Here is a 26,260-nt window from a genome sequence, read left to right as displayed (position 1 = left end):
ACGCCCTGTGAAGCGCGCCGGCGTGACTGTCGCTACGGCAGCAGTTTTTTGCAAATGGCCAGCAGCTGGCGCACATCTTCCACGCGCGTATCGCCGCTGACGGGATCGATAATGGAGCTGTAGACGTGCGGGATAATTTTACTGACGCCCGCTTCCAGCGCGATCGTCAGGATCGCCTCGACGTTATCGAGATCGATGCCGCCGGTCGGCTCCAGCCAGAAGTCATGCGCCGCGCACGCCTGGGCGACAGCGCGGTACTCGTCGACCGCCTTTAGTCCGCCCATCGGGAAATATTTCACCGAGCTGCCGCCCATATCCTTCAGCAGCGCGATGGCGCTGTCAATCGGCACCCGCGCGTCGCTGCCCTGCGAGCTGAGCGGGCCGGTAGAGATCTTCACCAGCCCTGGCGTGCCGGTCGGCGAAATCAGGCCGTTGACCACGGTTTGCGACTGCCCCAGCAGCGCGCGGCTGGTAGCGACGCCGGTGAACACCTGGTTAACGTGCTGCGGCTGCAGCACCGCGGAAATCTCGCTCACCATTTTTGACTGATTCGGGTCGCCCGCGCCGAGTCCGACCGAGAGCGCGTTGTCGATCAGCGCGGCATAGTCGCGCATATCGGCGATAGCCGCCTCGTTGCTGCTGTAGTTTTTCGACAGCACGCCCACCAGTACATGTCCTTCCGCTGCCTCCCAGATGGCGCGCGCGTTGGCTTTCGAGCCTGCCAGCACGTTAAGACAGAGACGATCCTGATAGAAATTCGGGGTCAGCTTCATGCGGTTTTTCCTCCGTTCAACAGCGTTTGAATCGAGGTGAAGATGGTGTGCAGCTGTTCAGCGCTGACGCTGCGCACATCCGCCTCGATAATGCCCTCATTGGCTTTGTAGCCGCGAAAATAGATAGCGGTCGCGCCATTTTTCAGCGCCTGCACGATGTCGCCGGTACGCTGGCCGATGGCCGCCTCGTCGAATTTGATCTCGGCGCGGGCGATATCGCGTCCCGCCGCGTCCCACACTACGCGGGCGCTCACGCCGCGCAGCTGATTGAGGTTGTCGATAAAGGGCGTCATTTTCTCCACCATCTGCGCGCCGCTGGTTTTTTCCAGCCGCAGATAATTTTCAATCGCCTGCGTCAGGCCGAGAATGCCCTCTTTGCCTACCTTCATCGCCCGGCCGATGCCATTGCTCTGGCGCTTCACCCACTCCACAGGCTGCGCTCTGCCGATTACCAGCCCGCTGGTCGGCCCTTCAATCGCCTTCGCGCCGCTGTAGATCACCAGGTCGGCGCCGTACTGGTAGTAGCACTGCAAATCTTCTTCGGCGGCCGCGTCGACGATCAGCGGCACGCCGTGTTTGCGCGCCACGACCGCCGCCTGCTCGACGTTCAGGTGGCTTTTCTGCACGCAGTGGTGCGATTTCACGTAGAGGATGGCGGCGGTCTGCGGCGTGATCGCCGCCGCCAGCTGCTCGGGCGAACACTCGTTGCTGTAGCCCGCCTCCACCAGACGACCGCCGCCCAGCGCCACCATACTGCCGACCGGCGCGCCGTAGTTAACGTTATGGCCTTTCGGCACCACGATGTCGTGCGGCACCTCAAGCGGCGCGGCATGCAGATTATCCAGCAGCCAGTCGTTATCTTTGACGATTACCGCCGCGACGCACTGCGCGATGCCTGCCGAGGCGCAGGAGACCACCACCGCGTTTTCCACATTCAGCAGCTGCGCGATGTAAGCGCCGGTCTTGTTGACCAGATCTTTCATTTCAAAATAGTGGCTGAGGCCAATCTGCACGGTATCGACCACGTCCGGCGACGGCGTAGAGACGCCGAGGATCGTCATGCGGCCAGAGGCGTTGATGACCGGCTTCAGGCCATATTTTTCATAGATCGAAGACATTGGCTTTCCCTTCTTCTGTCAGGAACCACTCGCCCGCCACCACGGCGGCCAGCGGCGTAAGATGTTTCTCCCCGGTGAGCTGTTCGCCTTCGGAATCGACAAACAGGCGGGGCGCTTCGGTAACGCTGAAAAGCGTGAGATCGGCGTCGAAACCAACTTCAAGACGCCCTTTGCGCGTCAGGCGCAGCCCGTCCGCCGCCTTCCAGGTGACGCAGTCGATCACCTGTTGCAGCGTCATGCCGACGCTGAAAAACTTCGACATGACGTGCGCCAGGTTATGCACCGGGCCGTTGAGGCGGTTGCGGCAGTAGATATCCGAGCTGATGGTGTCGGGCAGAATGCCCTGCGCGATGGCGACGCGCGCTACCTCAAAGCTAAAGCTGGCGCTGCCGTGGCCGACGTCCATCCTGACGCCGCGCGCGATGGCGTTGCGCACCGACGCCTTCAGTTCGCCCTGCGGCGTCAGCACGCGATTGGGCTTGCCGTTAAAGCAGTGAGTAATGATGTCGCCGGCGGTGAGGCGCTCGGCGATCTCCGCCAGATCCGGCGGGTTATTGCCGATATGCACCATCAGCGGCAGACCGCCGACCCGCTGCTGGATCGCTTTGGCTTTGATCAGCGGTTGAATGCCGTTCTCGCCGACTACGCTGCTGCTCATGCGCGCCTTCAGGCCGACGATAAAGTCGGGCAGCCGTTCTACGGCTTGCTGCACCGCATCGCCGTCGATCTGCCGCATATCCGCCAGCTCGTTCTGGGTCACGATGCCGGTGCGCGCGATATTGATCAGCGCGTAGACCTGGGTGGCGGCGGCGCGGGTAATGGCATAAAAATCATCGATATGATCGGCGCCGGTGCTGCCCGCGTCGATAACCGTCGTGACGCCCGTGGCGACGCCGATAGCGTCCGCTTCATCGTGATAGATGGGCGATTTGGGGTAGCAGTGGACGTGAGAATCGATCCAGCCTGCGCTGACGTAGCAGCGTCCGGCCAGATCGCGTTCGCTTTTCGCCTCGCCCGGCAGGCTGTCGGCGATGGCGGCGATTTTACCGTCCTGCAGCGCGATATCCACCAGCCGCTCATCCGTCAGCCGTGCGCGGCGAAGAATCAGATCGAACATAGCAACTCCTTAACGCGGCGGCCCGCTGGCGAGCCGCCGCCAGCTTCAGATAGCGACCGGGAAAATCGCGCCGAGGATCATGGCGCCGAGGATCGCGCCGCCGGTGATCGGCTTGTTCCAGAGGTAGAAGAGCAGCGCGCCGAGCAGCGAGCCCAGGCCGATAGGAATCGAGGCCGCCATCGCGGAAAGAATGATCAGCGGCCCTAAAAAGCGGCCGGAGGCGTTGCCCGCGCCCATCATCACGTCCGCGCCGTAGGTCGAGTCGCTCTGGTTGATGGTGAACTTGCGCGCCAGAATGATGATGTAGCCGATCGCCAGGCCAATCACCAGGCCGGTCGCCAGCGAAGCGGCGAAGTTAGCTACTGGAAAGACGATGCCCGCGCCCAGCAGCAGCGCCGGCACGCCCAGGCCGACGCCGGTCTGAATGGCGCCGCCGATATCGAGGATGCCCACCAGCGAGCCTTCGATGATACGGGCGAAGAGAAAGCTCGCGCCGAAGGCCGCCACCGCGCCGTAGACGCCGGTTTCCATGCCGGCACGCAGCATAGAAACAAACGCCACTTCGTTAAACGCGCCGATGCCGTAGAGGTAATACATGTGCGTACCGGCGAACACGCCCGCCGAGAGCAGGCCGACGAAGATCGGGAAAGACCAGTCGGCGTACCAGAAGCCTTTATTTTCAGTCATGTCGTTAGCCTTACTTGCCGCTCAGAGAGTTGTGGATCGCGTCGAGCCAGCCGGGAATGCCCAACTGGAAGGACTGCAGCAGTTTCATATCGAAGCCGCGGAAGAAGCCGCTCAGCACGAACAGCAGCACGATCGCCACCATCATCACTTTGGTCACCTTGTTCCAGCCGCTCTCCTCGACGCCTTTGCCGATCAGGATGCCGAGCACCAGGCCTGGCACGGCGTTGCCCATGATCAGCTGCGCCAGGCCGCCGAAAATCGTCGCCCAGAAGCCCGATTTTTTGCCGGCGTCGATGGCCGCCAGCCAGAAGATCACCGGCATGACGGTATTGACCAGCAGGTTTGCCGCCGGTACCAGCACTTTCACCGCGGTTACCTGCAGCGCGGCCGGCACCGCCGAGGCGGTAGAGTTCAGAAAGGCGACGACGATCATGCCGATAATGCCGCAGGCGATGGCCATCTTTTTCGGGTCGTGCAGGGTTTCGGCCAGGTTGCGGTTTTTCACCATCAGCGCGGCCGCGCCCCAGTTAGGAATGATGCGGTGGTCGACGTCCTGAGTGAAGGAGCCTGCCGCGACGGATGATGCCCAGGCATTGAAGAAAAAGCCGAGACCAAAGGAGAAGTGCGAGGCGGGATCGCCTTCGCAAGAGTTGAGCTCGCCCAGCGTACGGAACGCGCCCATCCCCTGCGAGGTCGGCGCGTGGAACATGCGCGCCGCACCGGCGCCGACGCCCACACCGACAAGCCCCCCAATGATCAACGACTTAAACAAAATAATTAAAAACATGTTTTTTTACCTTTGTTGTCGTCTGTTTTTACGGTGCCGCCGTGAATGTCACCTGCCCGGTATCAATCACGGTGACGCTGACGGAGATCTCCAGCTCGACGCTGTAGTTCCGCCGCTGGCGCGCCAGAAAGAAGAACAAAAACTTCTCCGTTTTGACGCTCTCCTGCGCGCGCAGCACCCGAACATCCAGGGGTTCGATGCGCAGCAGAATTTTTTGCGTCGCGCGCAGAACCTGGTTCTGCACGCGACTCAGAGCATCGGCAAAAGCTTTCTCTTTACTGTCGCCTTTGCCCTGCACCGTCACCTGAGTAACGTATTGTTCTTTCATCATCAGCTGCCGTGTTTCTTGTTCCAGGCCTGCACCAGCCGCTCGCCCAGCTCTTCTTTGTCCATAAAGCCGAAGCCGAGCACGTTGGCGCCTTCGTTGATGGCGGTGACGCCTTCGTCAACGGAACGCATGCCGTGGCGCGCCTTGTAGCCATATTTGTTCTGTGCGGTGATGGCGCCTGCGCCGCCGCTGCCGCAAAAGGAGATGCCGAAGTCGGCGTTTTCCGCCTTCATCACGTCGCCCAGCTTCATATCCGCCGCCACGCCCGGCACCACGACGGCGCGGCCGCCCGCCTTTTCTACGCCCGCCGCTACCTTCTGTCCTTTACCTAAACGATCGCCAATCACTACGGTTACCATGATGATTTCCTCTTTATACAGTCAGTTAGATCGAGCCACTTCTATATGGACGGAGAGAAGCCAGGCCTCTTCGCGCGGCAGATTGCCGAACAGATCGACCACCTGCTGCGCCAGCTGCATGGTCTCCGGCGAAATATCTTCAAACAGCTCCGCTTCCACCTCGGGAAGGGGTTCGCCGGTTAGCGAGCGCAGCGCCATGGCGCGTACGTGCGACGCCAGCATCTGCTGCTGCACCGCGTTGGGCGCGATATCGTGTTGGGCGTAGATCGCCGCGATTTGCGCCATCACCTTGTCGGCCAGGGCCTGAATCTCTTCCGGCGTTGCCTGCCGTACCGAAGCTCCGTTACTGCTCACCTTGCTACTCCTGTTCACGAAAATTCGCGTTGCGAATAAATTACGGCGTGACGAGGTGGAAGTGCAGACGCACTTTTTCCGCATGGAAGTGGAAATCGCAGGGCAGGCTGTGCGCCAGATCGCAGGACGCACAGATTGTGTGACAGACGCCGCGTTATGCGTGCTTTAAAAGTTAAAAAGGGGTATCAAAAGAGAAGTGTGCAGGCAGCAGCGCGTGGCACGACGGTAAAAAAAGATGAGATAAGAAAAGCTGATGACGCGATAAAGCCGGTCGCGCGGACCGGCCCGAGAGTCAGCGGAACTTTTTATGATTGGCGTTGCGGATCTCCGCCAGCTTTTTCGCTTCGGTTTTGGCGCCGTCCAGGTTGTTGGCCTGCGCCAGCTTGTCGACCACGTCGATCTGCGCAATCAGCGAATCCAGGCCGGCATGGAAATCCTTCATCTGCGCGCTGTCGGCCGGCTGTCCTTCGAGCTTATCCGGCGTCGATTTTTTCGCATCCTGCGCCGCCTGGCGCATCTCGCCCAGCGCTTTATGCATCTCCTGCGCGTCGCCTGTTTTCATCACGGTATTCAGCCCGTCTTTCAGCGTATCCATATCATTTTCTAAATCCGCCGCGTACAGGCTGGCGCTTCCAGACAACAAGGAGAGAGACAACATTGCAATCACACGCTTACGCATCGGTATATCCTTTTTATTGTGGGTAAAAAAAAAGCAGCCAGAGCGGCTGCTTTCAGGAAGCGAGTTTTATTATTGTCCGGCGATTTTCATCTCCGGCAGCAGCACCGAACCACATTGTATGTTGCTGCGGGTTTCAATGTCGTTACCGACCGTGACGATATTGCGCCACATATCCTTGAGATTTCCTGCAATAGTGATCTCGCTCACAGGATACTGAATCTCGCCGTTCTCTACCCAGTAGCCGGCCGCGCCGCGCGAATAGTCGCCGGTAATGGCGCTGACGCCCTGCCCCATCAGTTCAGTAACCACCAGGCCGCGTCCCATCTGCCTGAGGAGATCCTCAAAGCTGCTGCCCTGGCCGGCGATGCGCCAGTTGTGGATGCCGCCCGCGTGGCCGGTGCTTTTCAGGCCCAGCTTGCGCGCCGAATAGCTGGTCATTAGCCAGGTTTGCAGTACGCCATCCTTAACGATGTCGCGCGCCTGGGTACGTACGCCTTCGCTGTCGAACGGCGTTGATGCCAGGCCTTTCAGCAGATGCGGCTGCTCCTGAATGGTGAGCCATTCCGGCAGGATCTGCTGGCCGAGCGCGTCAAGCAGGAAGGTCGATTTACGGTAGACGCTGCCGCCGCTGATGGCGCCGACCAGATGGCCGAAGAGGCCGGTGGCGACTTCCGGCGCGAAAATCACCGGCGCTTTCATGGTAGAGAGCTTGCGCGGCGCCAGCCGCGACAGCACGCGACGCGCGCACTCTGCGCCAACCCACTCGGGACTTTGCAGATCCTCGAAGGCGCGACCGATGGTATAGGCGTAGTCGCGCTCCATATCGCCATCCTGCTCGGCGATAACGGAACTGGAGAGCGAATGACGGCTCGAGCAGTAGCTCTGCAGCATGCCGTGGCTGTTGCCGAAGACTTTAATGCCGACGTGGCTGTTGAAGCTACCGCCTTCGGTATTGGTAATACGCGGATCCGCTTTCAGCGCCGCCTGCTCCGCCTGCGCGGCGAGCTCGATGGCGCGATCGGCGTCGATCTCCCAGGGATGATAGAGATCGAGATCCGGCGCGTCGAACGCCAGCAGATCGGCATCCGCCGGGCCAGCATAAGGATCCGTCGAGGTGTAGCGCGCGATATCGATCGCCGCCTGCACGGTACGTTTGATCGCCTCCGGGCTAAGGTCGGTCGATGAGGCGCTGCCCTTGCGGTTCTGATGATAAACGGTGATGCCGAGCGCGCCGTCGCTGTTGAACTCGACGTTCTCCACTTCGCCGTAACGGGTGCTGACGCCGATTCCGGTGGTTTTGGTCACTGCCACTTCCGCGCCGTCGGTGCTGGCTTTCGCCAGATCGAGCGCCTGCGCCACTGCCTGTTCCAACACTTTTCGCTGTTCTGCAACCTGAGTAGATACGTTCATCGGCCTGCCGTCTAATCTTAAGTATGAAAGTTTTGAGTCTATCAGAGTCAGAGAACAATTTCGCAGTCACCCGATAAACTGATAGGATTAGCCTCTTTTTTTAGGGGAGCCCAGAAAATGACCAAACAGCCCGATGAGTGGCTCGACGATGTGCCGGATAATCAGGAAGAAGAAGATGAAGAGATTATCTGGGTCAGTAAAAGCGAAATTAAACGCGACGCTGAAGAGCTAAAACGCCTGGGTGCCGAACTGGTCGATCTGGGTAAGAACGCCCTGGAGAAGATCCCGCTGGATGAAGAACTGCTGGCCGCCGTCGAGCTGGCGCAGCGCATCAAGAAAGAGGGCCGCCGCCGCCAGCTGCAGCTGATCGGCAAAATGCTGCGCTCGCGCGACGTCGATCCGATCCGTCAGGCGCTGGACAAGCTGAAGAACCGTCACAACCAGCAGGTTGCGCTGTTCCACAAGCTGGAAGCGCTGCGCGATCGCCTGATCGAACAGGGCGACGAAGCGATGAACGAAGTGATTACGCTCTATCCGCACGCCGATCGTCAGCAGCTGCGCAGCATGATCCGCAACGCGCAGAAAGAGAAAGCGGGCAATAAAGCGCCTAAATCGTCACGTCAGATTTTCCAGTATCTGCGCGAGCTGGCGGAAAGCTAAGCCACGCCGAGGCGGGCAAAGCTGCCCGCCAGAACAGCGGTTAACGATAGTTGTAGAGAATGCCGGCGCGCAGACGCAGCTGGAGGTCGAAACGGTTAGCGGTGCGATGACGATCGATATCGCAATAATAATAGCGGAGAGAGTAGAGAGATCGGTTTCAAATATTAACGCGACCGTCTGAAAAAAATAAAAAAACAGGCCAGCGCTGACGGGAAGTAAAAAGGCGCCCTGACATGGGCGCCCGATGCGTTAAGCGAGTCGATCCAGCAGCTTTTGATGAATGCCGCCAAATCCGCCGTTGCTCATAACGAGAATCGAATCGCCCGGCTGGGCGGCTTTCGCTACCATTTCCACCAGCGTATCGATATCGGCGCTCCAGTGCGCCGGCGGCATACAGGCTTCCGCCACGTCGGAGACCTGCCAGGGAATATGGTGCGGCTGGAACAGAAACACCTCGTCCGCGCGCGCCAGCGAAGGCGCCAGGTCGCTTTTGCTCACGCCCATTTTCATGGTGTTTGAGCGCGGTTCCAGCACCGCCAGAATACGCGCCCGGCCGCCAACTTTGCTGCGCAGCGCCGACAAGGTCGCCAGAATCGCCGTCGGATGATGGGCGAAATCGTCATAGACCTTGATGCCGTTGACGTCGCCGCGCAGCTCCAGGCGGCGACGCGCGTTGATAAAGCTGTCGAGCGCCTGCGCCGCGTCTTCAGGTTTGACGCCGACGTGACGCGCAGCGGCGATCGCCATCAGGCCGTTATGCATGTTGTGCTCGCCCACCAGCGACCAGTTCACCTCGCCGACCCTTTCGCCGTCGAGCAGCACTTCCCAGCGCGAGGCGTCCTGCACCAGCTTCTTCGCCTGCCAGCGGCCGCCCTCGCCGACGCTCTCCTGCTCGCTCCAGCAGCCCATCGTCATCACCTGGCGGATGTTGTGATCGTGCTCCGGCAGCAGGATTTTGCCCTGGCCCGGCACGATGCGCACCAGATGGTGGAACTGCTTCTGGATGGCGCGCAGATCGTCGAAGATGTCCGCATGATCGAACTCAAGGTTATTGAGGATCAGCGTGCGCGGGCAGTAGTGAACGAATTTGGAACGCTTGTCGAAGAAGGCGCAGTCATACTCATCCGCCTCGATGACGAAGAATGGACTTTTTCCTAATTTTGCCGAGACGTCGAAGTTGCCGGGCACGCCGCCGATGATAAAGCCCGGCTCCAGTCCGCACGACTCCAGTATCCAGGCTACCATACCAGAAGTGGTTGTTTTGCCATGAGTTCCTGCTACCGCCACTACCCAGCGATCGCGCAGCACGAAGTCATGCAGCCACTGCGGGCCGGACAGGTAGGGAATGTTGCGCTCCAGCACCGCTTCCACGCAGGGGTTGCCGCGCGTCATGGCGTTACCGATGATAACGAGGTCCGGCGCGGGATCGAGCTGAGAGGCGTCATAACCCTCAGTTAATTCAATGCCTTGCTGCTCAAGCAGCGTGCTCATCGGCGGGTAAACGTTGGCGTCCGAACCGGTCACCTGATGGCCAAGGGAACGTGCCAGCATCGCCAGACCGCCCATAAACGTGCCGCAAATCCCAAGGATATGAATACGCATAACGAGATCCATTACTCAAAAGTTCGGCGCACAGTGTAACCCCGCTCGCAGACTTAAGAAACGGATTAGGACTATGGTTTTTGAAGTTCATTCGGCTAAACTGCGTACGCAAACGTTGGCGGTTTGCCAGGCAGGCTGCCACTCCATCGAAGATTCAGGGAATGTGTTATGAAAACGTTAGGCGAATTTATCGTCGAGAAACAGCACGACTTTCCTCACGCAACAGGTGAACTGACGGCGCTAATTTCCGCTATTAAGCTGGGCGCGAAAATCATCCATCGCGACATCAACAAAGCCGGCCTGGTAGATATTCTCGGCGCAAGCGGCGTTGAAAACGTCCAGGGCGAGCAGCAGATGAAGCTCGATCTCTTCGCGAACGAGAAGCTGAAAGCGGCGCTGAAAGCGCGCGGCATCGTGGCGGGGATCGCCTCGGAAGAAGAAGACGAGTTCGTAATCTTCGAAGGAGCAGAGAGCGGCAAATACGTCGTGTTGATGGATCCGCTGGACGGCTCGTCCAATATCGACGTTAACGTCTCCGTCGGCACTATTTTCTCTATCTACCATCGCGTCAGCGCGCCTGGTACGCCGGTCACCGAAGCGGACTTTATGCAGCCAGGCCACAAGCAGGTCGCGGCGGGCTACGTGGTGTATGGCTCCTCAACCATGATGGTCTACACCACCGGCTGCGGCGTTCACGCCTTTACCTACGATCCGTCGCTCGGCGTTTTCTGCCTGAGCCACGAGCGCATGACCTATCCGCCGACGGGCTACACCTACTCGATTAACGAAGGCAACTATATTCGTTTCCCGCAGGGCGTGAAGAAATACCTGAAGTTCTGCCAGGAAGAGGATCATGCCTCGCACCGTCCTTACACCTCGCGCTACATCGGCTCGCTGGTGGCGGATTTCCACCGCAACCTGCTGAAAGGCGGCATCTATCTCTACCCGAGCACCGCCAGCCATCCGAACGGCAAGCTGCGTCTGCTCTATGAGTGCAACCCGATGGCGTTCCTCGCCGAGCAGGCAGGCGGCAAGGCGAGCGACGGCGCGAAGCGTATCCTCGACATCCAGCCGGAAACCCTGCATCAGCGCTGCCCGTTCTTCTGCGGCAATAACGCGATGGTCGACGACGTTGAGCGCTTCCTGCGCGAATACCCGGACGCCGCGCAGTAAAAGCGGACTCAGCTGACAAGGGCGCGAATCTCGCGCCCTTTTCTTTTACGCCGTTTCCAGCCGGAACAGCGATACCGTGGATTGCAGATGCTGCGACTGCGCCTCCAGCGACTGGGTCGCCGCCGTAGCCTGCTCAACCAGCGCCGCGTTCTGCTGCGCCGCCTCGTCCATCTGCGTCACCGCCTGATTCACCTGCTCGATGCCGCGGCTCTGCTCATCAGACGCCATGGAGATCTCCTTCATCAGCGTCGTGACGCGCATCACTTCGCTGGAGATCTCATCCATGGTCTCACCCGCGCGCGTCGCCATATCGCTGCCCTCTTTCACCCGCGTCTGCGACTCAGAGATCAGCCCGCGGATCTCTTTCGCCGCGTTGGCGCTGCGCTGCGCCAGCGTGCGCACTTCGTTGGCCACGACGGCGAAGCCGCGCCCCTGCTCGCCCGCGCGCGCCGCTTCTACCGAGGCGTTCAGCGCGAGGATGTTGGTCTGAAAGGCGATGCCGTCGATCACGCCGAGAATGTCGCCGATGCGGTTCGCGCTGGCGGTAATCTCCTGCATTTTCTCCATCACGTAGCTCACCACCTCTGCGCCGCGGTCGGCGCTGTCGGAGACGCTGCTCGCCAGCTTATTCGCCTGCTGCGCGTTGGCGGCGTTGAGGCGCACCGTAGCGGTCAGCTGCTCCATGCTGGCGGCGGTTTGCTCCAGCGACGCCGCCGACTCTTCGGTGCGCTGGGAAAGATGCACATTGCCCGCCGCCAGCTCGCGGCTGCCGACGTCGATCTGCTGGCTGGCGTGGAGCACCTGGCTTACCTGAGCGCGCAGCGCCTGCTGCATATCTCCTAGCGCGCGGTTAAGGCGACCCAGCTCGTTGTCGCCCGTCGGCGGCAGCGTCTGCGACAGATCGCCTGCCGCGACCTGCTCCAGATGGGTAATGGCGCGGTTCAGCGGCAGCAGCAGCAGACGGCGCATCAGTACCCAGGCCAGCACGAACAGCAGCAGCGTCAGCGCCACCGCCGTGCCGATAAGCGCCTTCATCAGCGTTTCGTTCCAGGCCGCCTGCGCCAGCTGCGCGTCGGTCACCTGAGTGGCATAGCTGCCGAACGCCGCTACCGCGTTGCTGTAATTCAGGGCGAGCTTCGCGAGATTGCCCTCCAGCACGCTGTAATATTCGTCGGTGTACTGTTTTTCCAGCGCATCCATAATGGGTTTGATACCCTGCGCCAGGTAGGCGTTGTAGGACGATACGATGTCGTCAGCCAGCTTTTTTCCGTGCGCCGTTACCGTTCCCGCCGCGATAAAAGCTTTCATATTCCGCTGCGAATCCTGCACGTCAGCCTGCGCCTGTTTCACCGAGGCGGCGCCCTCGTCCAGCAGACCGATCTCGATTTTGCGCACCGCCAGCGCGGCGGTGGCGCGCGCGCGCATCAGGTCGCCGTTGCTTTGATAGAGCGCGTTAAGTTCGATACCCTGGATGCGGTTGATCACATCCAGCGATCGGTTTCCTTTGTTAATGGCAATGATACCCATGACGCTGACCGCCAGCAGCAGCAGAGTCATAAAGGCGAGTAAAGCTAATAATCCTGTGCGTAGTGAGAGCTTTTTCATGATGTTGTTTTCCGTTTGCTTATATAAAGGCAGAAAATCCAGTCGCCCTAAAACGTACAAGTTATCGGCAGTTGCTCAGGGAAACTTTACCGACGTTGATGGTCATTTCCCTGATGATCACCCACGCTTAACCTTTCTTAATAAGGATTCACAGCATGAAAAAAGGTATGGCCGCCGCCGGTCTGCTGTTCTGCATCTCTGCGCTGGCAGCGCAAAATCCGATCGATCATGCGCTGGAGCAGTGCCTCAACGGCGCATCCACCACCGTGGCGATGGTGTCGTGCTATGACCGCGCCAGCCAGGCATGGGATAGCGAGATGAACACGCAATATGGCCAGTTAATGAAGAAGCTCACCGGCGAGCCTAAAAATAAGGTGCGTGGCGCGCAGCGTCAGTGGCTGGCGTATCGCGACAGCTGGCAGTCGGCGAGCGCGGCCTATTTCAACAGCACGCAGGGCACGCTGGCGCAGATTTCGCTGGCGGCGCAGCGCGTCGATCTGGTGCGTAATCAGGCGCTGTTGCTGCGATCGATGAATAAAGGCAGTTGCGCCGACGGCGGCGATTGTTGATAAATGGAGACGGTGCTTTTATTCACGCGTCGGCATCGGCTGGCGCATCCGTCTATTTTCAGGGAGAAATCATGGCTGCGTACGCCTCTACCCTTATTCTTATCGGCCTCGCGGTCCTCAGTTATTTCGTTCACAACAGCGCGGTCACCATCTCTATTCTGATCCTGCTGGCGATCAAGCTTACCCCGCTGTCGCAGTTCTTTCCCTACGTCGAGAAACAGGGCATTCAGCTCGGCATTATTATCCTGACGGTCGCCGTAATGGCGCCGCTCGCCAGCGGTTCGCTTCCCGCCTCGTCGCTGCTGAAATCTTTCGCCAGCTGGCAGTCGATCGTGGCGATTCTGGTCGGCATTTTCGTCGCCTGGCTGGGCGGGCGCGGCGTGAGCTTTATGAGCGCGCAGCCGTCGGTAGTCGGCGGCCTGTTAATCGGCACGGTGATTGGCGTCGCCTTCTTTCGCGGCGTGCCGGTCGGACCACTAATTGCTGCGGGGATCGTCTCGCTGTTCGTCGTCGCGAAGTAGGACGAGGAGCATTCCGAAAGGTCAAAATTGGGGCATACTTTCCCAGGCAGTTGGCTATAATAGCCGACACTCAACATGTGACTATTGAAGGAATGCCCGATGAGTTTGAACCAGGTGCCTGCCGGTAAAGAACTGCCAGAAGATATCTACGTTGTCATTGAGATCCCGGCCAACGCCGATCCGATCAAATACGAAGTCGACAAAGATTCCGGCACCCTGTTCGTAGACCGCTTTATGTCTACGGCGATGTTCTACCCGTGCAACTACGGTTATATCAACCACACCCTGTCACTGGATGGCGATCCGGTTGACGTGCTGGTTCCGACCCCGTATCCGCTGCAGCCGGGCTCAGTGATCCGCTGCCGTCCGGTTGGCGTGCTGAAAATGACCGACGAGTCTGGCGAAGATGCCAAACTGGTTGCCGTGCCGCACACCAAGCTGACCAAAGAGTACGATCACATTAAAGATGTGAACGACCTGCCGGAACTGCTGCGCGCGCAGATCACCCACTTCTTCGAGCAGTATAAAGCGCTGGAAAAAGGCAAATGGGTGAAGGTTGAAGGCTGGGATAACGCCGAAGCGGCGAAAGCTGAAATCATCTCCTCTTTCGAGCGCGCCAAGCAGAAATAATCTGCCGCCGCCCGATAAAAAACACCGTCCTCTGGACGGTGTTTTTGTTTGTGCGCCGGGTGATAAAAAAACACCGCCCTCTGGGCGGTGTTTTCGTTTATGCGTCTGACGGAGGATCGTCACGCCGTAGCCAGTCGCCGCTGGCGATGCGCTCACGTCCCTTAACCGGGCGCTGATAGACGTAAAGCCATGCGCTGCCGTAAGGCGTTTGCATCAGCTGGCGTTTGTATTCGCCAGCCTTAGTGCGCAATGCATCCAGCTCGCCCAGCGTCGTGGCGTCGATGCGGTAAACTTCACAATAGACGGTTCCTTCGCCCGGGATCACGCCCGGATAATGGCCGAGACTGTAGAGCTCGTAGCCCTCAATCTGCATATCCCCCAGCCATTGCGCATTCGTCATCCAGTGACTGTTTCCCTGTTTGCGCCGTAAACTGCCGTAGACAATTATTCGCATTGCTAAAACTCAAACTGATAGAGCAAATCAAGAGCCTGGTCCACACCAGACACGGCTTCCAAATAGAGTTTGGGCATCAGGCGATAACGCAAGGTTAAGGTCGCCAGTGAATCAAATATGCCGACACCATATTTTACTTGTAGACCCGGCAGCACATAGCCGCTGACCTGCACCTGCTGGCTGTCGCCAACGCCGGTGGTATCCAGGGCAAGATTGCTGACGCCGAACGTCTCGCCGATTTTACCCACAACCTGACCACTTTGCGCAACCCCCAGACCAATTAAGGCGGAGGTTAATGCGTTGCCGTCGCCGTCCGAGCCCAGTCCCTGGCCGCGCAGCAGGTAGGAAAGCGCTTCCTGCTGCGACATCGCCGGATCGGAGAAGACCTCGACCTTCGGCTCATCCGCCAGCCCGGTCACGCGCAGACCGGCCGTCACGTCGTCCTCTGTGGCTTCGGGGTTACGAATCGCCTCGAGGTTGATATAGGGCTGATCCGGCGGGCCGGCGAACTGCAGTTCGCCTTTGCGTACGATAAGATCCTGGCCGTAAGCGTGGAAGCGGCCGGACGGAATATTGATCTGGCCGTTGAGGCCCAGTCCGGTTTTGTCCTGCACCACTTTCAGGTCGCCGTTGAGCTTCGCCTTCAGGCCAAAGGCCGACAGCCGCACGTCGTTGCCAACGTGGATCACCAGATTGCTGTTAATCGGGATGGCGGCGGTTTTCGGCTGAATCGGCTGCAGATTTTTATCCAGCAGCACCTCGTCCGACGACACGCCGGTGGCGCTCTCCGGCACCTCCTGCACCGTGATGCGCGCCCAGGGAATATCGACGCTGCCATCCAGGCTAAAGGCCGCCGGCGTCACCTCGAAAACCAGATCCGGCGAGACGTCCATGCGCACCATCGGCGGCACGGTCACGCGCACGCGGCTGCCCTGCGCGGCGATGCGGGCGCGCCAGTTGTCGAGCTGGCTCCAGTCCGCATTGCCGTTGAGGTTGATATTGCCCTGCGCGGTCTGCACCAGACCGTTGAGCGTCGAGCTCATGCCGTTGAACATCATATTCAGGTTCGCGGCGGTGAGATCGACCGGCATAAAGTTGCCGTCGACGTCGACACCCTGCAGGCCGAGCTGGCCGAAGATCTGCGGCTGCTTCACGCTGCCGCCGAGGCGCAGCGCGCTGTTAAGGCTGCCTTTGATCTTCTCGCCCTGCATCAGCGCCGGATTGAGCATCGCCAGCGAGATATTGCGGATGTTGACGTTGCCGCCCAGCGTACGGCGGTTCTGCGGATCGCCGATCTGCACGTTGCCGTCGAGCTGGCCGTTGTTGGCGATGCGGATCAGCCAGTCGAGATCGGCGCGGCCGTTGCGCAGCGCCGCGTTAAGGTTGAGCGCGCTGAAATCGACAGGCAGCGTATTGCCCTGCACGTCCTGCCGCACCTTAACGCCGTTGCCTTTCAGCGAGACGGTGCCGGTCGGCAGCGCGCCGTCCGCCGTCCAGTTCACGCGCGCGTCGCCGCTAAAGACGCCTGCCAGCTGGGTTTCATCCGGCAGGAAGGGCTTAATCATCGCGAGGTCGAAGCGGTTAAGCTGGATATGCGCGTGGCCGCTCGGGCCAGCTTCGACCGGCTCGGGTACGCAGAGCTGCGCGTTAGGGTTCTGCCAGCAGTGCGGCCCAATGGTGGCGGTCTGCTTCGCGTTGAGGTAGTCGATCGCCATCGCGCGCGTCAGTCGCCATTCGCCCACCGGCGTGTCAAAGCGCGTATTGTTAAGCGTACCCTGCCAGCGCTGCTGCTGGCGATCGAAGCTGCCGTTGAGCGCCAGCTGGCCGGAAACCGGCTCGCCCTGCACGTTAAGTTTCAGCTGATGCGCTTTTTCATTGCCGTCGGCGTTAAGCGTCAGCAGGCCGATCTTGAGCGCGTCCTGCTGCAATTGCTCAACGCGCAGCTGCAGCTTGCCGGCCACCTGATCGCTGGAGCGTACGTCGCCGTCCAGCGTGACGCGACGAATCTGCAGCTGCTGCCAGCGCAGGCCGGTAGCATTGAGATCGGCCAGCAGCTGCGGCGCCTGCAGCGTGCCGCGCGCCTTGATGGTGCCTTTGGCGACGCCGCCCAGCCCCGGCAGCGCGTTATCGAGATGAGGCGCGTCAATGGTGGCGTCCAGATTAAGCGCGTCGCCCAGCGAGCCTTTAACGTCCAGGTTGTTGCGGCCCAGCACGATTTTCACACCCGGGATATCCCACTGGTTATAGCTGTTGCCTTTCAGCGAGCCTTCGGCGCTGACCGCATTCTGTTTAACGTTGCCCTTCAGCTGCAGCTGCGGCACGCTCATCTGCCAGCTGCCGCCGTAAAGGCTGCCGCGCGTGGCGATTTTGCCGTCCAGCTTCGCCGGCCAGTCGGGATACTGACGCGCGGTGTCGATGCCGGAGAGCGTCAGCTCGCTGCGCCAGCTGATGGCTTTGCTCCAGTCCACCAGCGCCGTCAGGTCGACGTTGCCCTGCAGCGCGCCGATGCGCAGCTTGTCGAGATTGAACTGCTCGACGTTGCCTTTGCCGTCCAGCGCCACGGTGGCAGGCGGCACGCTGTCGCCTTTGACCGCCGTGCGCAGCGACATCACATAGTCAGTGGCTTTGCCTTTGAACTGGTAGTCGAGATTGTCCGCCTGGTACTGCACCGCGCCGGTCAGCGGCCAGCGCAGCTGCGGGCTGGTGAGGCGCAGCGACAGCGGCAGCCCCGCCACCGCCAGCTGGGTGGCGGCGTCGAGCTGGGCGCGTACCGGACCAGAGAGATTCAGGCCCAGCTTCAGCTCGTCGCGCATGGCGCCGCCTAGCTCCAGCTTGATCTTCTCTCCTTTCAGCGGATCGACGTTCGCCGTGCCGTTAAGCGTGAAATTCACCGGCCAGTTGTCCGCCAGCGTCGCTTCGCCGCTGCCGTTAAGCTGGCCGAGGTTCGAATCAACGTCCAGCGTCTGCAGCTGCAGCCGCCGGTCGGCGGTTTTCGCCTTCAGCAGCAGGCGATTCACCGCAATGTCGGTATCGCCGGTGAGGCGCAGCTGTTCGCCGAGGATCTCCTGCACGTCGATATCGAGCGGCAGACGGAAGTCGGGCAGCTCAGGCAGCAGCGGTTTGGCGAACATCGCCTGCAGCGTTTCGCCCAGCGGCTTCTCATCCGGCTGCGGCTGCTGCACCTTGGGCTGTACCACCTCTTCGTTGGCGACCTGCGCCGCTTTCGGCAGCGCCACCAGCAGGCTCTGGATGTGGGTCGGATTAAGCGTCAGCGCGCGATCCTGCCACTGCAGACCGGTGGTGAAGTCGAGCAGCGAGATAGCGGTGTCGTCGATCTTCACATTGATGTTATGCAGGCCAAGATGACGCAGCGTAATCGGATAAGGCGTGCTGAGATCGCCGCCGCCGCTCTCCTCTTCCGGCGGCGCCTCCTGCGCTGGCGTCATCTTTTTGCTGTCGACCACCACGCTGACGTCTTTTAGCGCAATATCGTTGACGCACACCGAGGAGTGCAGCAGGCAATTAAGATCGACCGCCAGATGAAAAGTGCCGGCATCGACGTTGACGCCGGGCATCTCATAGCGCAGCCCGCTGATGGTCAGGTTGCGCCAGCCGCCGTCGACCTGCTTGATCGATAAGCCCGGCACCCAGCGCGCCGCGCCGTTCAGCACCAGATGCAAGCCAGGCGTGGTGCCGATTAAAAACGCCACGCCGCCCAGCAGCAGCACCAGAAAGATCAGTACGCCGATCAGGACCTTTTTCCACAGCTTCATAGTTCAGGCCCCAGTCCGATATAAAATTGCAAACCATGCTCCTCGCTGTCGCCAATCGGCCGGGCGATATCCAGTTTGATCGGCCCGACCGGCGACGCCCAGCGCACGCCGAAGCCCGCGCCGGTTTTAAAATTGCTCTGTTTGATGTCGTTGACCGCTTCGCCCGAGTCGATAAAGGCCGCGCCCCACCATTTCCCGGTGACGTTGTACTGATACTCCAGCGAGCCGGTGGCGAGCTTCGAGGCGCCGGTCAGCTTGCCGTCATCGTCGCGCGGAGAAATATCTTTATATTTGTAGCCGCGAATGCTGCGGTCGCCGCCCGCGAAGAAGCGCAGATCCGGCGGCACTTTTTCGAAGTTGTTGGTTTCGATCCAGCCAAGGTTGCCGCGCGCCACAAAGCGGTGCTTATCCGCCAGCGTGCGGATCCAGACGTTCTGCGCCTGCATGATCAGGAAGTCGACGTCCGATCCCCATGTGGTGTCGGAGACGTCGATAGAGTAGCGCTGCGAATCGCCCCACGTCGGCATCAGGCCGCCGCGCGAGCGCGTGCGGTTCAGGCTGACGCCTGGATAGAGCAGCATCGTGGTGTTGGTGACGCTGCCCTGGGTAAAGTGATCGAGGCTCCACTTGAGGTTGACCGCTTTCTGCCAGCCGGTGCTGTTCTCCCAGTAGCGCGACACGCCGAGCGTGGTGGTATCGGCTTTGGTGTCGTTCAGATCGGTGCGCTTCAGGCCGCCGGAGAAGATGTAATACTGCTCCAGCGGGCTTTTCAGCAGCGGCACTTTGTAGCTCAGGTCGAGCTGCTGTTCCGGCGCGGAGAGATAGGCGCTGGCCGCCATGCTATGGCCGCTGTCGTTAACCCAGGGCTTTTTCCACGTCGCCTTCAGGCGCGGCCCGACGTCGGTAGAGTAGCCGACGCCGGTTTCGATAGTGTTTTCGGTGCGCGGCGTAACGGCGGCGTTGAGCGGCAGCACTTTGGTTTTCCGCCCCTGCGCGAACTCCGGCGCGACCACCACCGAGTTAAACCAGCCGGTGGCCGACAGGCGGCGGTTCAGCTCGGCGAGATCGCGCGAGCTGTAGTAGTCACCTTTTTTAAACGGGACCAGGTTTTCCAGATACTCCTCGCGGATTTGCGAGCCGGAGAAGCTGACGTCGCCGAAGCGGTAGCGCTGACCGCTGTCGTAGTCGATATCCCAAAAGGCTTCGCGCCGCTCGACGGAGACGCCGAGCTGGCTCTTTTTAAAGTCGCCGTCGAAATAGCCGTTGCGCAGCGCGAGGTTCGAGAAGCCGCTTTTAAATTTGTCATACTCGCCGTGATTGAGCTGCCGCCCTTTTTTCGGCGTGCCCTCTTTCACCCAGGCCTGATAGTCGGGGTCGCGCAGCGCGTCGCCTTCGAGCACGATGGTGCTGCCGGCGATTTTAACCGGCTCGCCGGGTTTGACGTGGGCGATAAGCACCGGCCGTCCGCCCTGCGGCGGTGCCGGACGCGCCTCGAAGTCGATATCGGGCTCATAGTAGCCGAGCGCTTTGAGTCCCTGCTGAATCGCCTCTGAAACGCGCGCGCGAAAACGGCCATCGTTCGACACCTCGTCGGCGCCGATGGTCGAGAGGCGAGCACGCACGTTCTTGTTAAGGTCCCCGGTTAAGCCTTGCACTTCAAGGCGCACTTTCGCTGCCTCAGCGACCGGCGCGGCGGCCAGCAGGCAGGTCATAAAACAGACGTGAATTCGTGGCACGCGTACTCCTGTTAATCATGCCGACCCCTATTCCGCGGGGCGTGATATATCCCTGGATAAGAACATCGCAGCGGCGCAGTCATCATCATAGCCGTAGAAAGCGGCCTGCGGCTGCGAAAAAACGGTAACAAAGCCAAATAGCGCTCTATTGTCGGCAAATGGCCGGAGCGATACAACCGCTGCGCAACAGATGCGCGCGCCACTCGGATTAATCTGAGCTCAACGGCGTTACTGCGAACTCTGGCGGCGTTGAGGGCGCTGCTGCTATAATCAGCGGCGCAGGCTTCGCCTGCTCTATTTCTGCCCCGGCGCTGCTTCGCATCGTCGATAAGGCGCAGACATTTTTGGCACGGACAGCCCAGACGATGAGGTGAGTACGAACGGTACGCCTTTCAGGCGCGCTGCCCAGGCCAAAAATGACAAGTGGATAACCCTTTGGAAACCCTATGTTAGATAGCTTGCTTGTCATATTGTTGCTGATCGTGATCAGCGCCTTTTTCTCTCTCTCGGAAATCTCGCTGGCGGCCGCCCGCAAGATCAAACTCAAACTGCTGGCCGACGAAGGCAATATTAACGCGCAGCGCGTGCTGAAGATGCAGGAAACGCCCGGCACCTTCTTTACCGTGGTGCAAATCGGCCTGAACGCGGTGGCTATCCTTGGCGGTATCGTCGGCGATGCGGCCTTTTCGCCCGCCTTCAGCAGCCTTTTTAGCCGCTTTATGGAGCCGGCGCTCGCCGACCAGCTCAGCTTTATCTGTTCCTTCATCATCGTCACCAGCTTCTTTATTCTGTTCGCCGATCTGACGCCGAAGCGCGTCGGCATGATCGCGCCGGAAGTGGTGGCGCTGCGCATCATCAACCCGATGCGTTTCTGCCTGCTGGTGTTTAGTCCGCTGGTCTGGCTCTTCAACGGCCTGGCGAACGTCTTCTTCCGCGTCTTTAAGCTGCCGATGGTGCGTAAAGACGATATCACCTCCGACGATATCTACGCGGTGGTGGAAGCGGGCGCGCTGGCGGGCGTGCTGCGGAAGCAGGAGCACGAGCTGATCGAAAACGTGTTCGAGCTGGAGTCGCGCACCGTGCCCTCCTCGATGACCTCGCGCGAAAACGTGGTCTGGTTCGATCTGCGTGAAGATGAAACCACGCTGAAGACCAAAATCGCCGAGCATCCGCACTCGAAGTTTCTGGTGTGCGACGGCGATATCGACCATATCGTCGGCTATGTCGATTCCAAAGAGCTGCTGCTGCGCGTGCTGGGCAATCAGAGCATGGCGCTCAACAGCGGCGTGCAGATCCGCGCGGCGCTGATCGTGCCGGATACGCTGACCCTCTCCGAAGCGCTAGAAAGCTTTAAGACCGCTGGCGAAGACTTCGCGGTGATCATGAACGAATATGCGCTGGTGGTGGGCATTATCACGCTTAACGATGTCATGACCACGCTGATGGGCGATCTGGTAGGCCAGGGGCTGGAAGAGCAGATCGTGGCGCGCGACGAGAACTCCTGGCTGGTAGAGGGCGGCACGCCGATCGACGACGTGATGCGCGTGCTGCATATCGACGAATTCCCGCAGTCGGGCAACTACGAAACCATCGGCGGCTTTATGATGTATATGCTGCGCAAGATCCCGAAGCGCACCGATTTCGTCAAGTTCGCCGGATTTAAGTTCGAAGTGGTGGATATCGACAGTTATCGTATCGATCAGCTGCTGGTGACGCGGATTGACGATCGTCCGCCGGTGCTGAATGTGGCGAAAGCCACGGAAGCTGAAGAGTAGAAAATCAGAGGGCGCCGTCGGCGCCCTTTTTTATCAGTTGAACTCCGCCTGAAGGCGCAGAACCTGACGGTTAATCTCGGACATCACGCTCAGATGCTGAATGTCCTTTACGCGCGGAATCAACACTTTTCCTTTGTCGAATTCGAACGCGCCAACGTCCTTGATATACATCCGTCCTTTGAACAGCGTTTTTACGTATTTCGCTATTTGCAATGGATTATAGCGTTGGAAGATCTTCATGCTGTCTAACTCCTGTACATTTATAAATACGCTTCGCCGTTGCCAAGTTCGGTACGAGCCCATGAAGCGCAAAGTGCCGGTAAACTATAGAACACACCACGATGGTATTGTTCCGAAAACTGAACTTTTTTACTGAATTGACACATCATTACAGAATAGTCTGTTATGTCGCTTTACCAACACAGTATAAATCCAAACTTGTTAAGAGATTGTGGCATACATAGCAAACCTGAAACCTTAACAAGACAGGCGCATCATCCCCGCTTACTATTGCAGAAAAATGACTAACTGGTCCGATCACCGAGGAGACTGATAATGCGACTCGCCTGCACTCTGTTTGCGCTGGTTCTCTTGCCTGGCGCCGTTTTCGCTCACAGCCTGAAACAAGACCAGCGCGTGCCCGCGGTTGGTGTCGAAGATAAAGGGGAGCTGCTCTATCAACAGGATGATTTCCGCTATCAGCGCTGGAACAGCGCGCAGCTCGCCGGCAAGGTGCGCGTGATTCAGCACATCGCCGGACGCTCATCCGCGAAAGAGAAGAACGCCGCCGTGATTGAGGCGATTAAAGCCGCTGCCTTCCCGCACGATCGCTATCAGACCACCACCATCGTCAATACCGACGACGCCATTCCCGGCACCGGGATGTTTGTGCGCAGCAGTATTGAGAGCAATAAAAAGCAGTATCCCTGGTCGCAGTTTATCGTCGATAGCAAAGGTAACGTAAAGCACGCCTGGCAGCTGGCGGACGCCGGCTCGGCGATTGTGGTGCTGGACAAGAGCGGCCGCGTGCGCTTCGTTAAAGACGGCGCGCTGACGCAGGAGGAAGTGATGCAGGTGATTAGCCTGGTGCGGACGCTGCTGAAATCCTGAAAAAGGGAGGCGATGGCCTCCCCTCTTGATCAGAACAGTGAGACGCGGAATCCCGGATTAAGGAAGGATTCACGCGGCGCGTAATCCAGGGTTTTGCCTGTCCAGTCGTGAACGTGCGCGCCAGCCGCCACGGCGACGGCGTGCCCCGCGCCGGTATCCCAGATGTTGGTGGGCCCAAAGCGCGGATAGAGCTGCGCTTTACCCTCCGCCACCAGGCAGAACTTCAGCGAGGAGCCGATGGCGACGGTCTGATGTTCGCCCAGCTGCTTGAGATACTCTTTCAGCTCCTCGTCGGCGTGGGAACGGCTCACCACCACCAGCGGCGGTCGCGCCTCCTGCACGTGGATCTGCGTCTTGTTGCCGCCCTCTTCTTTCCAGGCTTTGCCTTCAGCGGCAGCATAAAGCACGCCGAGCGCAGGCGCGTAGACCACACCCAGCACCGGCTTGCCTTGATCGATCAGCGCGATATTGACGGTAAACTCGCCGTTACGCTTGATAAACTCTTTGGTGCCGTCGAGCGGATCGACCAGCCAGTAGCGCTGCCACTGCTGGCGCTCGCTCCATGAAGGGGGATCTTCCTCCGACAGCACCGGCACTTCTGGCGTTAGCTGCTTAAGCCGCTGCAGAATAATATCGTGCGCGGCAATATCCGCAGCGGTCACCGGGGAGTCGTCGGATTTGCGGGAAACGTCTACCGGCGTTTCTTTTTCATAAATCAGCATGATCGCGTTGCCCGCTTCGCGCGCCAGCTGGCAAATTTGCTCTAACATTTTTCACCTCCTTTTCGGTGGCAGCCGCACGAGGTTATCGTGCGCTACTTTGGTTAAATTTTAGCAGCTACTGCGCTTCCGCCCGGCCTTCCAGGCGTTAAAGTCTCAATATTTTAACAATATCAATACCATAGATTGCGACCCGCCGCTATGCCGCGCGCTTTTCAGCTTATTCAACGCGCAAAACGTTAAACCCATCACGTAATCCTCTGACACATCATCATTCTTTTACATTAATTTGAGAGACTTAACTTTTTGCAGCAGGAGCACGCATGTTTAAACCGACTATGACCCTTCTGGCGCTGAGTCTCTCATTGAGCTTGCACGCCGCTACCGTTGATCTCCGTCTGCTGGAAACCACCGATCTGCACAGCAACATGATGGATTTCGACTACTACAAAGATACCCCGACCGAAAAGTTCGGGCTGGTGCGCACCGCGTCGCTGATCCATGCCGCGCGTCAGGAGGTGAAGAACAGCGTGCTGGTGGATAACGGCGATATTATTCAGGGCAGCCCGCTCGGCGACTATATGGCGGCGAAAGGCCTTCAGCAGGGCGAGATCCATCCGGTCTACAAGGCGATGAATACGCTGGACTACAGCGTCGGCAACCTCGGCAATCATGAATTCAATTACGGCCTGCCCTACCTGCGCAAGGCGCTGGCGGGCGCGCGCTTTCCCTATGTGAACGCCAATATCATCGATCTCCAGACCAACCGGCCGATGTTTACGCCCTGGCTAATCAAGACCGTTGAGGTGACGGATCGCGACGGCAAGCCGCAGCAGCTGAAGATCGGTTTTATCGGCTTCGCGCCGCCGCAGATTATGGTGTGGGACAAAGCCAACCTGCAGGGCAAAGTGCGCGTCGAAGACATCACCGAAACCGCGCGTCGCTATGTACCGCAGATGCGCGCCCAGGGTGCGGATCTGGTGGTGGCGATCCCTCACTCCGGCCTCAGCAGCGAGCCTTACCATGCAATGGCGGAGAACTCGGTCTACTACCTCAGCCAGGTCGAAGGCATCGACGCGATTCTCTTTGGCCATGCGCACGCCGTTTTTCCCGGCAAAGAGTTCGCCGCCATCAAAGGGGCCGATATCGAGAAAGGCACGCTGAACGGCGTTGCGGCGGTAATGCCCGGCATGTGGGGCGATCATCTCGGCGTGGTGGATCTGGTGCTGACCAATGAAGCTGGCCGCTGGCAGGTCAGCGATCGCAAAGCGGCCGCGCGGCCGATTTACGATGCGGCGCAGAAAAAGTCGCTGGCGGCAGAGGATCCGGCGCTGGTGAAGGTGCTGGCGGACGATCATCGCGCCACGCGCGAGTTTGTGGCGAAGCCGATCGGCAAGTCGGCGGACGTGATGTACAGCTATCTTTCACTGGTGCAGGACGATCCGACCGTGCAGATCGTCAATAACGCGCAGCGCGCCTACGTAGAGCATTTTATTCAGGGCGATCCCGATCTGGGCCATTTGCCTGTGCTCTCGGCCGCCGCGCCCTTTAAGGCGGGCGGGCGCAAGAACGATCCGGCCAGCTACACCGAAGTGGAGAAAGGCGAGCTCACCTTCCGCAACGCCGCCGATCTCTATCTCTATCCCAACACGCTGGTGGTGATGAAAGTCAGCGGCGCGCAGGTAAAAGAGTGGCTGGAGTGCGCCGCAGGCCAGTTCAACCAGATCGATCCGCAGCGCCGCGATCCTCAGTCGCTGATCAACTGGGATTTCCGCACCTACAATTTCGACGTGATCGACGGCGTTGACTACCAGATCGACGTCACCCAACCGGCCCGCTACGACGGCGAATGTCAGCTTATCCATCCAGACGCTTCGCGCATTAAAAACCTGAGCTGGCAGGGCAAGCCGGTCGATCCGCACGCCACCTTCCTGGTCGCCACCAATAACTATCGCGCCTACGGCGGCAAGTTTGCCGGCACCGGCGATCGCTTTATCGCTTTCGCCTCGCCTGATGAGAACCGTGCGGTAGTCGCGGCCTATATCAGCGCCGAGACTAAAAAACAGGGCGAAGTGCGTCCGCAGGCGGACAATAACTGGCGGCTGGCGCCGATAGAGAGCAGCGTTCCGCTTGATATCCGCTTCGAAACCGCGCCGGGCGAGAAGGCGACCGCCTTTATTCGCAGCCATGCGCGCTATCCGATGCAGCCGCAGGGCAGCGATGAGATCGGCTTTGCGCTGTGGAAAGTCGACTTACAGCAGAAATAAGCGCGTAAAAAAGCCAGCCCTCGGGCTGGCTTTTGCGTGCTGAAAAGCGGCGAA

The 26,260-nt window shown here is 59.6% G+C and carries 25 protein-coding genes; 8 read left to right on the top strand and 17 right to left on the bottom strand.

Annotation, left to right across the window (positions count from 1 at the left end):
• Window positions 1-32: 32 nt before the first annotated feature.
• The 10 genes from dagF to pmbA all read right to left on the bottom strand — a co-directional run bounded on the left by dagF (window position 33) and on the right by pmbA (window position 7,612).
• On the bottom strand, window positions 33-773 hold the full coding sequence (dagF, locus tag PVE98_RS02225) for a 2-dehydro-3-deoxy-phosphogluconate aldolase (RefSeq protein ID WP_096072109.1): 741 nt from the start codon (window positions 771-773) through the stop codon (window positions 33-35).
• Window positions 770-1,891: a DgaE family pyridoxal phosphate-dependent ammonia lyase gene (locus tag PVE98_RS02220; protein WP_033754947.1), complete on the bottom strand. Its 1,122-nt coding sequence runs from the start codon at window positions 1,889-1,891 to the stop codon at window positions 770-772. The genes dagF and PVE98_RS02220 overlap by 4 nt, the downstream gene beginning before the upstream one ends.
• Window positions 1,875-3,008 carry an amidohydrolase/deacetylase family metallohydrolase gene (locus PVE98_RS02215; RefSeq protein ID WP_096072110.1) on the bottom strand — a complete coding sequence of 378 codons (1,134 nt, stop codon included), beginning with the start codon at window positions 3,006-3,008 and terminating at the stop codon, window positions 1,875-1,877. The genes PVE98_RS02220 and PVE98_RS02215 overlap by 17 nt, the downstream gene beginning before the upstream one ends.
• Before the next feature lie 45 nt (window positions 3,009-3,053).
• Entirely contained in the window at window positions 3,054-3,695 is a 642-nt protein-coding gene (locus PVE98_RS02210; protein WP_033754941.1) for a DUF4310 family protein, read from the bottom strand.
• A gap of 10 nt (window positions 3,696-3,705) precedes the next feature.
• Complete coding sequence (locus PVE98_RS02205) at window positions 3,706-4,482, bottom strand: DUF4311 domain-containing protein (RefSeq protein WP_033754938.1); 777 nt, start codon at window positions 4,480-4,482, stop codon at window positions 3,706-3,708.
• 28 nt (window positions 4,483-4,510) lie between these two features.
• Window positions 4,511-4,810 carry a DUF4312 family protein gene (locus PVE98_RS02200; protein WP_033755294.1) on the bottom strand — a complete coding sequence of 100 codons (300 nt, stop codon included), beginning with the start codon at window positions 4,808-4,810 and terminating at the stop codon, window positions 4,511-4,513.
• 2 nt (window positions 4,811-4,812) lie between these two features.
• Window positions 4,813-5,175, bottom strand: coding sequence for an SFCGS family glycine-rich protein (locus tag PVE98_RS02195; protein WP_096072111.1), 363 nt, complete (start codon window positions 5,173-5,175; stop codon window positions 4,813-4,815).
• Between the two features lie 15 nt (window positions 5,176-5,190).
• Window positions 5,191-5,523, bottom strand: coding sequence for a glycine dehydrogenase (locus PVE98_RS02190; RefSeq protein WP_048784390.1), 333 nt, complete (start codon window positions 5,521-5,523; stop codon window positions 5,191-5,193).
• A 292-nt stretch (window positions 5,524-5,815) separates the two neighbouring features.
• Window positions 5,816-6,202: a cytochrome b562 gene (cybC, locus tag PVE98_RS02185; protein WP_033754930.1), complete on the bottom strand. Its 387-nt coding sequence runs from the start codon at window positions 6,200-6,202 to the stop codon at window positions 5,816-5,818.
• 69 nt (window positions 6,203-6,271) lie between these two features.
• A complete protein-coding gene (pmbA, locus tag PVE98_RS02180; protein ID WP_096072112.1) occupies window positions 6,272-7,612 on the bottom strand; it encodes a metalloprotease PmbA in 1,341 nt (446 codons plus the stop codon).
• A 117-nt stretch (window positions 7,613-7,729) separates the two neighbouring features.
• Between pmbA and yjgA the strand changes: the two genes are divergently transcribed.
• The gene (gene yjgA / locus PVE98_RS02175; protein ID WP_033754925.1) at window positions 7,730-8,272 is read left to right on the top strand and encodes a ribosome biogenesis factor YjgA; all 543 of its coding nucleotides are present in this window, start codon (window positions 7,730-7,732) and stop codon (window positions 8,270-8,272) included.
• A gap of 249 nt (window positions 8,273-8,521) precedes the next feature.
• On the opposite strand, the gene mpl is transcribed toward yjgA, so the two are convergent.
• Window positions 8,522-9,874, bottom strand: coding sequence for a UDP-N-acetylmuramate:L-alanyl-gamma-D-glutamyl-meso-diaminopimelate ligase (mpl, locus tag PVE98_RS02170; protein ID WP_033754923.1), 1,353 nt, complete (start codon window positions 9,872-9,874; stop codon window positions 8,522-8,524).
• Window positions 9,875-10,042: 168 nt separating this feature from the next.
• Here mpl and fbp point away from each other — a divergent pair, with 168 nt between their 5' ends.
• The gene (gene fbp / locus PVE98_RS02165; RefSeq protein ID WP_033754919.1) at window positions 10,043-11,047 is read left to right on the top strand and encodes a class 1 fructose-bisphosphatase; all 1,005 of its coding nucleotides are present in this window, start codon (window positions 10,043-10,045) and stop codon (window positions 11,045-11,047) included.
• 45 nt (window positions 11,048-11,092) lie between these two features.
• On the opposite strand, the gene PVE98_RS02160 is transcribed toward fbp, so the two are convergent.
• Window positions 11,093-12,652 (bottom strand): methyl-accepting chemotaxis protein, encoded by a 1,560-nt coding sequence (locus tag PVE98_RS02160; RefSeq protein WP_096072113.1) that lies wholly within the window; start codon window positions 12,650-12,652, stop codon window positions 11,093-11,095.
• Between the two features lie 155 nt (window positions 12,653-12,807).
• Between PVE98_RS02160 and PVE98_RS02155 the strand changes: the two genes are divergently transcribed.
• The 3 genes from PVE98_RS02155 to ppa all read left to right on the top strand — a co-directional run bounded on the left by PVE98_RS02155 (window position 12,808) and on the right by ppa (window position 14,372).
• Window positions 12,808-13,221 carry a lysozyme inhibitor LprI family protein gene (locus tag PVE98_RS02155; RefSeq protein WP_096072114.1) on the top strand — a complete coding sequence of 138 codons (414 nt, stop codon included), beginning with the start codon at window positions 12,808-12,810 and terminating at the stop codon, window positions 13,219-13,221.
• Between the two features lie 71 nt (window positions 13,222-13,292).
• On the top strand, window positions 13,293-13,742 hold the full coding sequence (locus tag PVE98_RS02150) for a DUF441 domain-containing protein (protein WP_033754911.1): 450 nt from the start codon (window positions 13,293-13,295) through the stop codon (window positions 13,740-13,742).
• Between the two features lie 99 nt (window positions 13,743-13,841).
• Window positions 13,842-14,372 carry an inorganic diphosphatase gene (ppa, locus tag PVE98_RS02145; RefSeq protein WP_033754908.1) on the top strand — a complete coding sequence of 177 codons (531 nt, stop codon included), beginning with the start codon at window positions 13,842-13,844 and terminating at the stop codon, window positions 14,370-14,372.
• Between the two features lie 97 nt (window positions 14,373-14,469).
• On the opposite strand, the gene PVE98_RS02140 is transcribed toward ppa, so the two are convergent.
• The 3 genes from PVE98_RS02140 to PVE98_RS02130 are packed head-to-tail and all read right to left on the bottom strand — an operon-like array spanning window position 14,470 to window position 20,311.
• Window positions 14,470-14,826, bottom strand: a complete 357-nt coding sequence (locus PVE98_RS02140; protein ID WP_033754905.1) for a gamma-glutamylcyclotransferase — start codon at window positions 14,824-14,826, stop codon at window positions 14,470-14,472.
• 2 nt (window positions 14,827-14,828) lie between these two features.
• Window positions 14,829-18,599, bottom strand: a complete 3,771-nt coding sequence (locus tag PVE98_RS02135; RefSeq protein WP_407568540.1) for a translocation/assembly module TamB domain-containing protein — start codon at window positions 18,597-18,599, stop codon at window positions 14,829-14,831.
• Window positions 18,596-20,311, bottom strand: a complete 1,716-nt coding sequence (locus PVE98_RS02130; protein ID WP_187143668.1) for an autotransporter assembly complex family protein — start codon at window positions 20,309-20,311, stop codon at window positions 18,596-18,598. The genes PVE98_RS02135 and PVE98_RS02130 overlap by 4 nt, the downstream gene beginning before the upstream one ends.
• A 470-nt stretch (window positions 20,312-20,781) precedes the next feature.
• Between PVE98_RS02130 and PVE98_RS02125 the strand changes: the two genes are divergently transcribed.
• Window positions 20,782-22,110 (top strand): hemolysin family protein, encoded by a 1,329-nt coding sequence (locus tag PVE98_RS02125; protein WP_033754895.1) that lies wholly within the window; start codon window positions 20,782-20,784, stop codon window positions 22,108-22,110.
• Window positions 22,111-22,143: 33 nt separating this feature from the next.
• Here PVE98_RS02125 and PVE98_RS02120 read toward each other — a convergent pair whose 3' ends face one another.
• A complete protein-coding gene (locus tag PVE98_RS02120) occupies window positions 22,144-22,350 on the bottom strand; it encodes a DUF1107 domain-containing protein (RefSeq protein WP_033754894.1) in 207 nt (68 codons plus the stop codon).
• Between the two features lie 315 nt (window positions 22,351-22,665).
• On the opposite strand from PVE98_RS02120, the gene PVE98_RS02115 reads away from it, so the two are divergent.
• Entirely contained in the window at window positions 22,666-23,220 is a 555-nt protein-coding gene (locus PVE98_RS02115) for a YtfJ family protein (protein WP_033754893.1), read from the top strand.
• A gap of 29 nt (window positions 23,221-23,249) precedes the next feature.
• Here PVE98_RS02115 and cysQ read toward each other — a convergent pair whose 3' ends face one another.
• On the bottom strand, window positions 23,250-23,990 hold the full coding sequence (gene cysQ, locus PVE98_RS02110; protein ID WP_096072116.1) for a 3'(2'),5'-bisphosphate nucleotidase CysQ: 741 nt from the start codon (window positions 23,988-23,990) through the stop codon (window positions 23,250-23,252).
• A 272-nt stretch (window positions 23,991-24,262) separates the two neighbouring features.
• On the opposite strand from cysQ, the gene PVE98_RS02105 reads away from it, so the two are divergent.
• Window positions 24,263-26,206, top strand: a complete 1,944-nt coding sequence (locus tag PVE98_RS02105; protein WP_033754890.1) for a bifunctional 2',3'-cyclic-nucleotide 2'-phosphodiesterase/3'-nucleotidase — start codon at window positions 24,263-24,265, stop codon at window positions 26,204-26,206.
• Window positions 26,207-26,260: the final 54 nt, after the last annotated feature.

The sequence above is a fragment of the Pantoea sp. GABEPS69 genome, from assembly GCF_045780835.1.
GTDB lineage: Bacteria > Pseudomonadota > Gammaproteobacteria > Enterobacterales > Enterobacteriaceae > Pantoea > Pantoea septica.
Note: the sequence above shows the minus strand (reverse complement) of the source record. Positions and strands in the feature narration are given on the sequence as shown.

What these genes read in the sequence shown, in the direction of transcription:
- dagF (WP_096072109.1), bottom strand. Translation starts at nt 773, where the DNA reads ATGAAGCTGACCCCGAATTTCTATCAGGATCGTCTCTGTCTTAACGTG.
- PVE98_RS02220 (WP_033754947.1), bottom strand. Translation starts at nt 1,891, where the DNA reads ATGTCTTCGATCTATGAAAAATATGGCCTGAAGCCGGTCATCAACGCC.
- PVE98_RS02215 (WP_096072110.1), bottom strand. Translation starts at nt 3,008, where the DNA reads ATGTTCGATCTGATTCTTCGCCGCGCACGGCTGACGGATGAGCGGCTG.
- PVE98_RS02210 (WP_033754941.1), bottom strand. Translation starts at nt 3,695, where the DNA reads ATGACTGAAAATAAAGGCTTCTGGTACGCCGACTGGTCTTTCCCGATC.
- PVE98_RS02205 (WP_033754938.1), bottom strand. Translation starts at nt 4,482, where the DNA reads ATGTTTTTAATTATTTTGTTTAAGTCGTTGATCATTGGGGGGCTTGTC.
- PVE98_RS02200 (WP_033755294.1), bottom strand. Translation starts at nt 4,810, where the DNA reads ATGAAAGAACAATACGTTACTCAGGTGACGGTGCAGGGCAAAGGCGAC.
- cybC (WP_033754930.1), bottom strand. Translation starts at nt 6,202, where the DNA reads ATGCGTAAGCGTGTGATTGCAATGTTGTCTCTCTCCTTGTTGTCTGGA.
- pmbA (WP_096072112.1), bottom strand. Translation starts at nt 7,612, where the DNA reads ATGAACGTATCTACTCAGGTTGCAGAACAGCGAAAAGTGTTGGAACAG.
- yjgA (WP_033754925.1), top strand. Translation starts at nt 7,730, where the DNA reads ATGACCAAACAGCCCGATGAGTGGCTCGACGATGTGCCGGATAATCAG.
- mpl (WP_033754923.1), bottom strand. Translation starts at nt 9,874, where the DNA reads ATGCGTATTCATATCCTTGGGATTTGCGGCACGTTTATGGGCGGTCTG.
- fbp (WP_033754919.1), top strand. Translation starts at nt 10,043, where the DNA reads ATGAAAACGTTAGGCGAATTTATCGTCGAGAAACAGCACGACTTTCCT.
- PVE98_RS02160 (WP_096072113.1), bottom strand. Translation starts at nt 12,652, where the DNA reads ATGAAAAAGCTCTCACTACGCACAGGATTATTAGCTTTACTCGCCTTT.
- PVE98_RS02155 (WP_096072114.1), top strand. Translation starts at nt 12,808, where the DNA reads ATGAAAAAAGGTATGGCCGCCGCCGGTCTGCTGTTCTGCATCTCTGCG.
- PVE98_RS02150 (WP_033754911.1), top strand. Translation starts at nt 13,293, where the DNA reads ATGGCTGCGTACGCCTCTACCCTTATTCTTATCGGCCTCGCGGTCCTC.
- ppa (WP_033754908.1), top strand. Translation starts at nt 13,842, where the DNA reads ATGAGTTTGAACCAGGTGCCTGCCGGTAAAGAACTGCCAGAAGATATC.
- PVE98_RS02140 (WP_033754905.1), bottom strand. Translation starts at nt 14,826, where the DNA reads ATGCGAATAATTGTCTACGGCAGTTTACGGCGCAAACAGGGAAACAGT.
- PVE98_RS02135 (WP_407568540.1), bottom strand. Translation starts at nt 18,599, where the DNA reads ATGAAGCTGTGGAAAAAGGTCCTGATCGGCGTACTGATCTTTCTGGTG.
- PVE98_RS02130 (WP_187143668.1), bottom strand. Translation starts at nt 20,311, where the DNA reads ATGACCTGCCTGCTGGCCGCCGCGCCGGTCGCTGAGGCAGCGAAAGTG.
- PVE98_RS02125 (WP_033754895.1), top strand. Translation starts at nt 20,782, where the DNA reads ATGTTAGATAGCTTGCTTGTCATATTGTTGCTGATCGTGATCAGCGCC.
- PVE98_RS02120 (WP_033754894.1), bottom strand. Translation starts at nt 22,350, where the DNA reads ATGAAGATCTTCCAACGCTATAATCCATTGCAAATAGCGAAATACGTA.
- PVE98_RS02115 (WP_033754893.1), top strand. Translation starts at nt 22,666, where the DNA reads ATGCGACTCGCCTGCACTCTGTTTGCGCTGGTTCTCTTGCCTGGCGCC.
- cysQ (WP_096072116.1), bottom strand. Translation starts at nt 23,990, where the DNA reads ATGTTAGAGCAAATTTGCCAGCTGGCGCGCGAAGCGGGCAACGCGATC.
- PVE98_RS02105 (WP_033754890.1), top strand. Translation starts at nt 24,263, where the DNA reads ATGTTTAAACCGACTATGACCCTTCTGGCGCTGAGTCTCTCATTGAGC.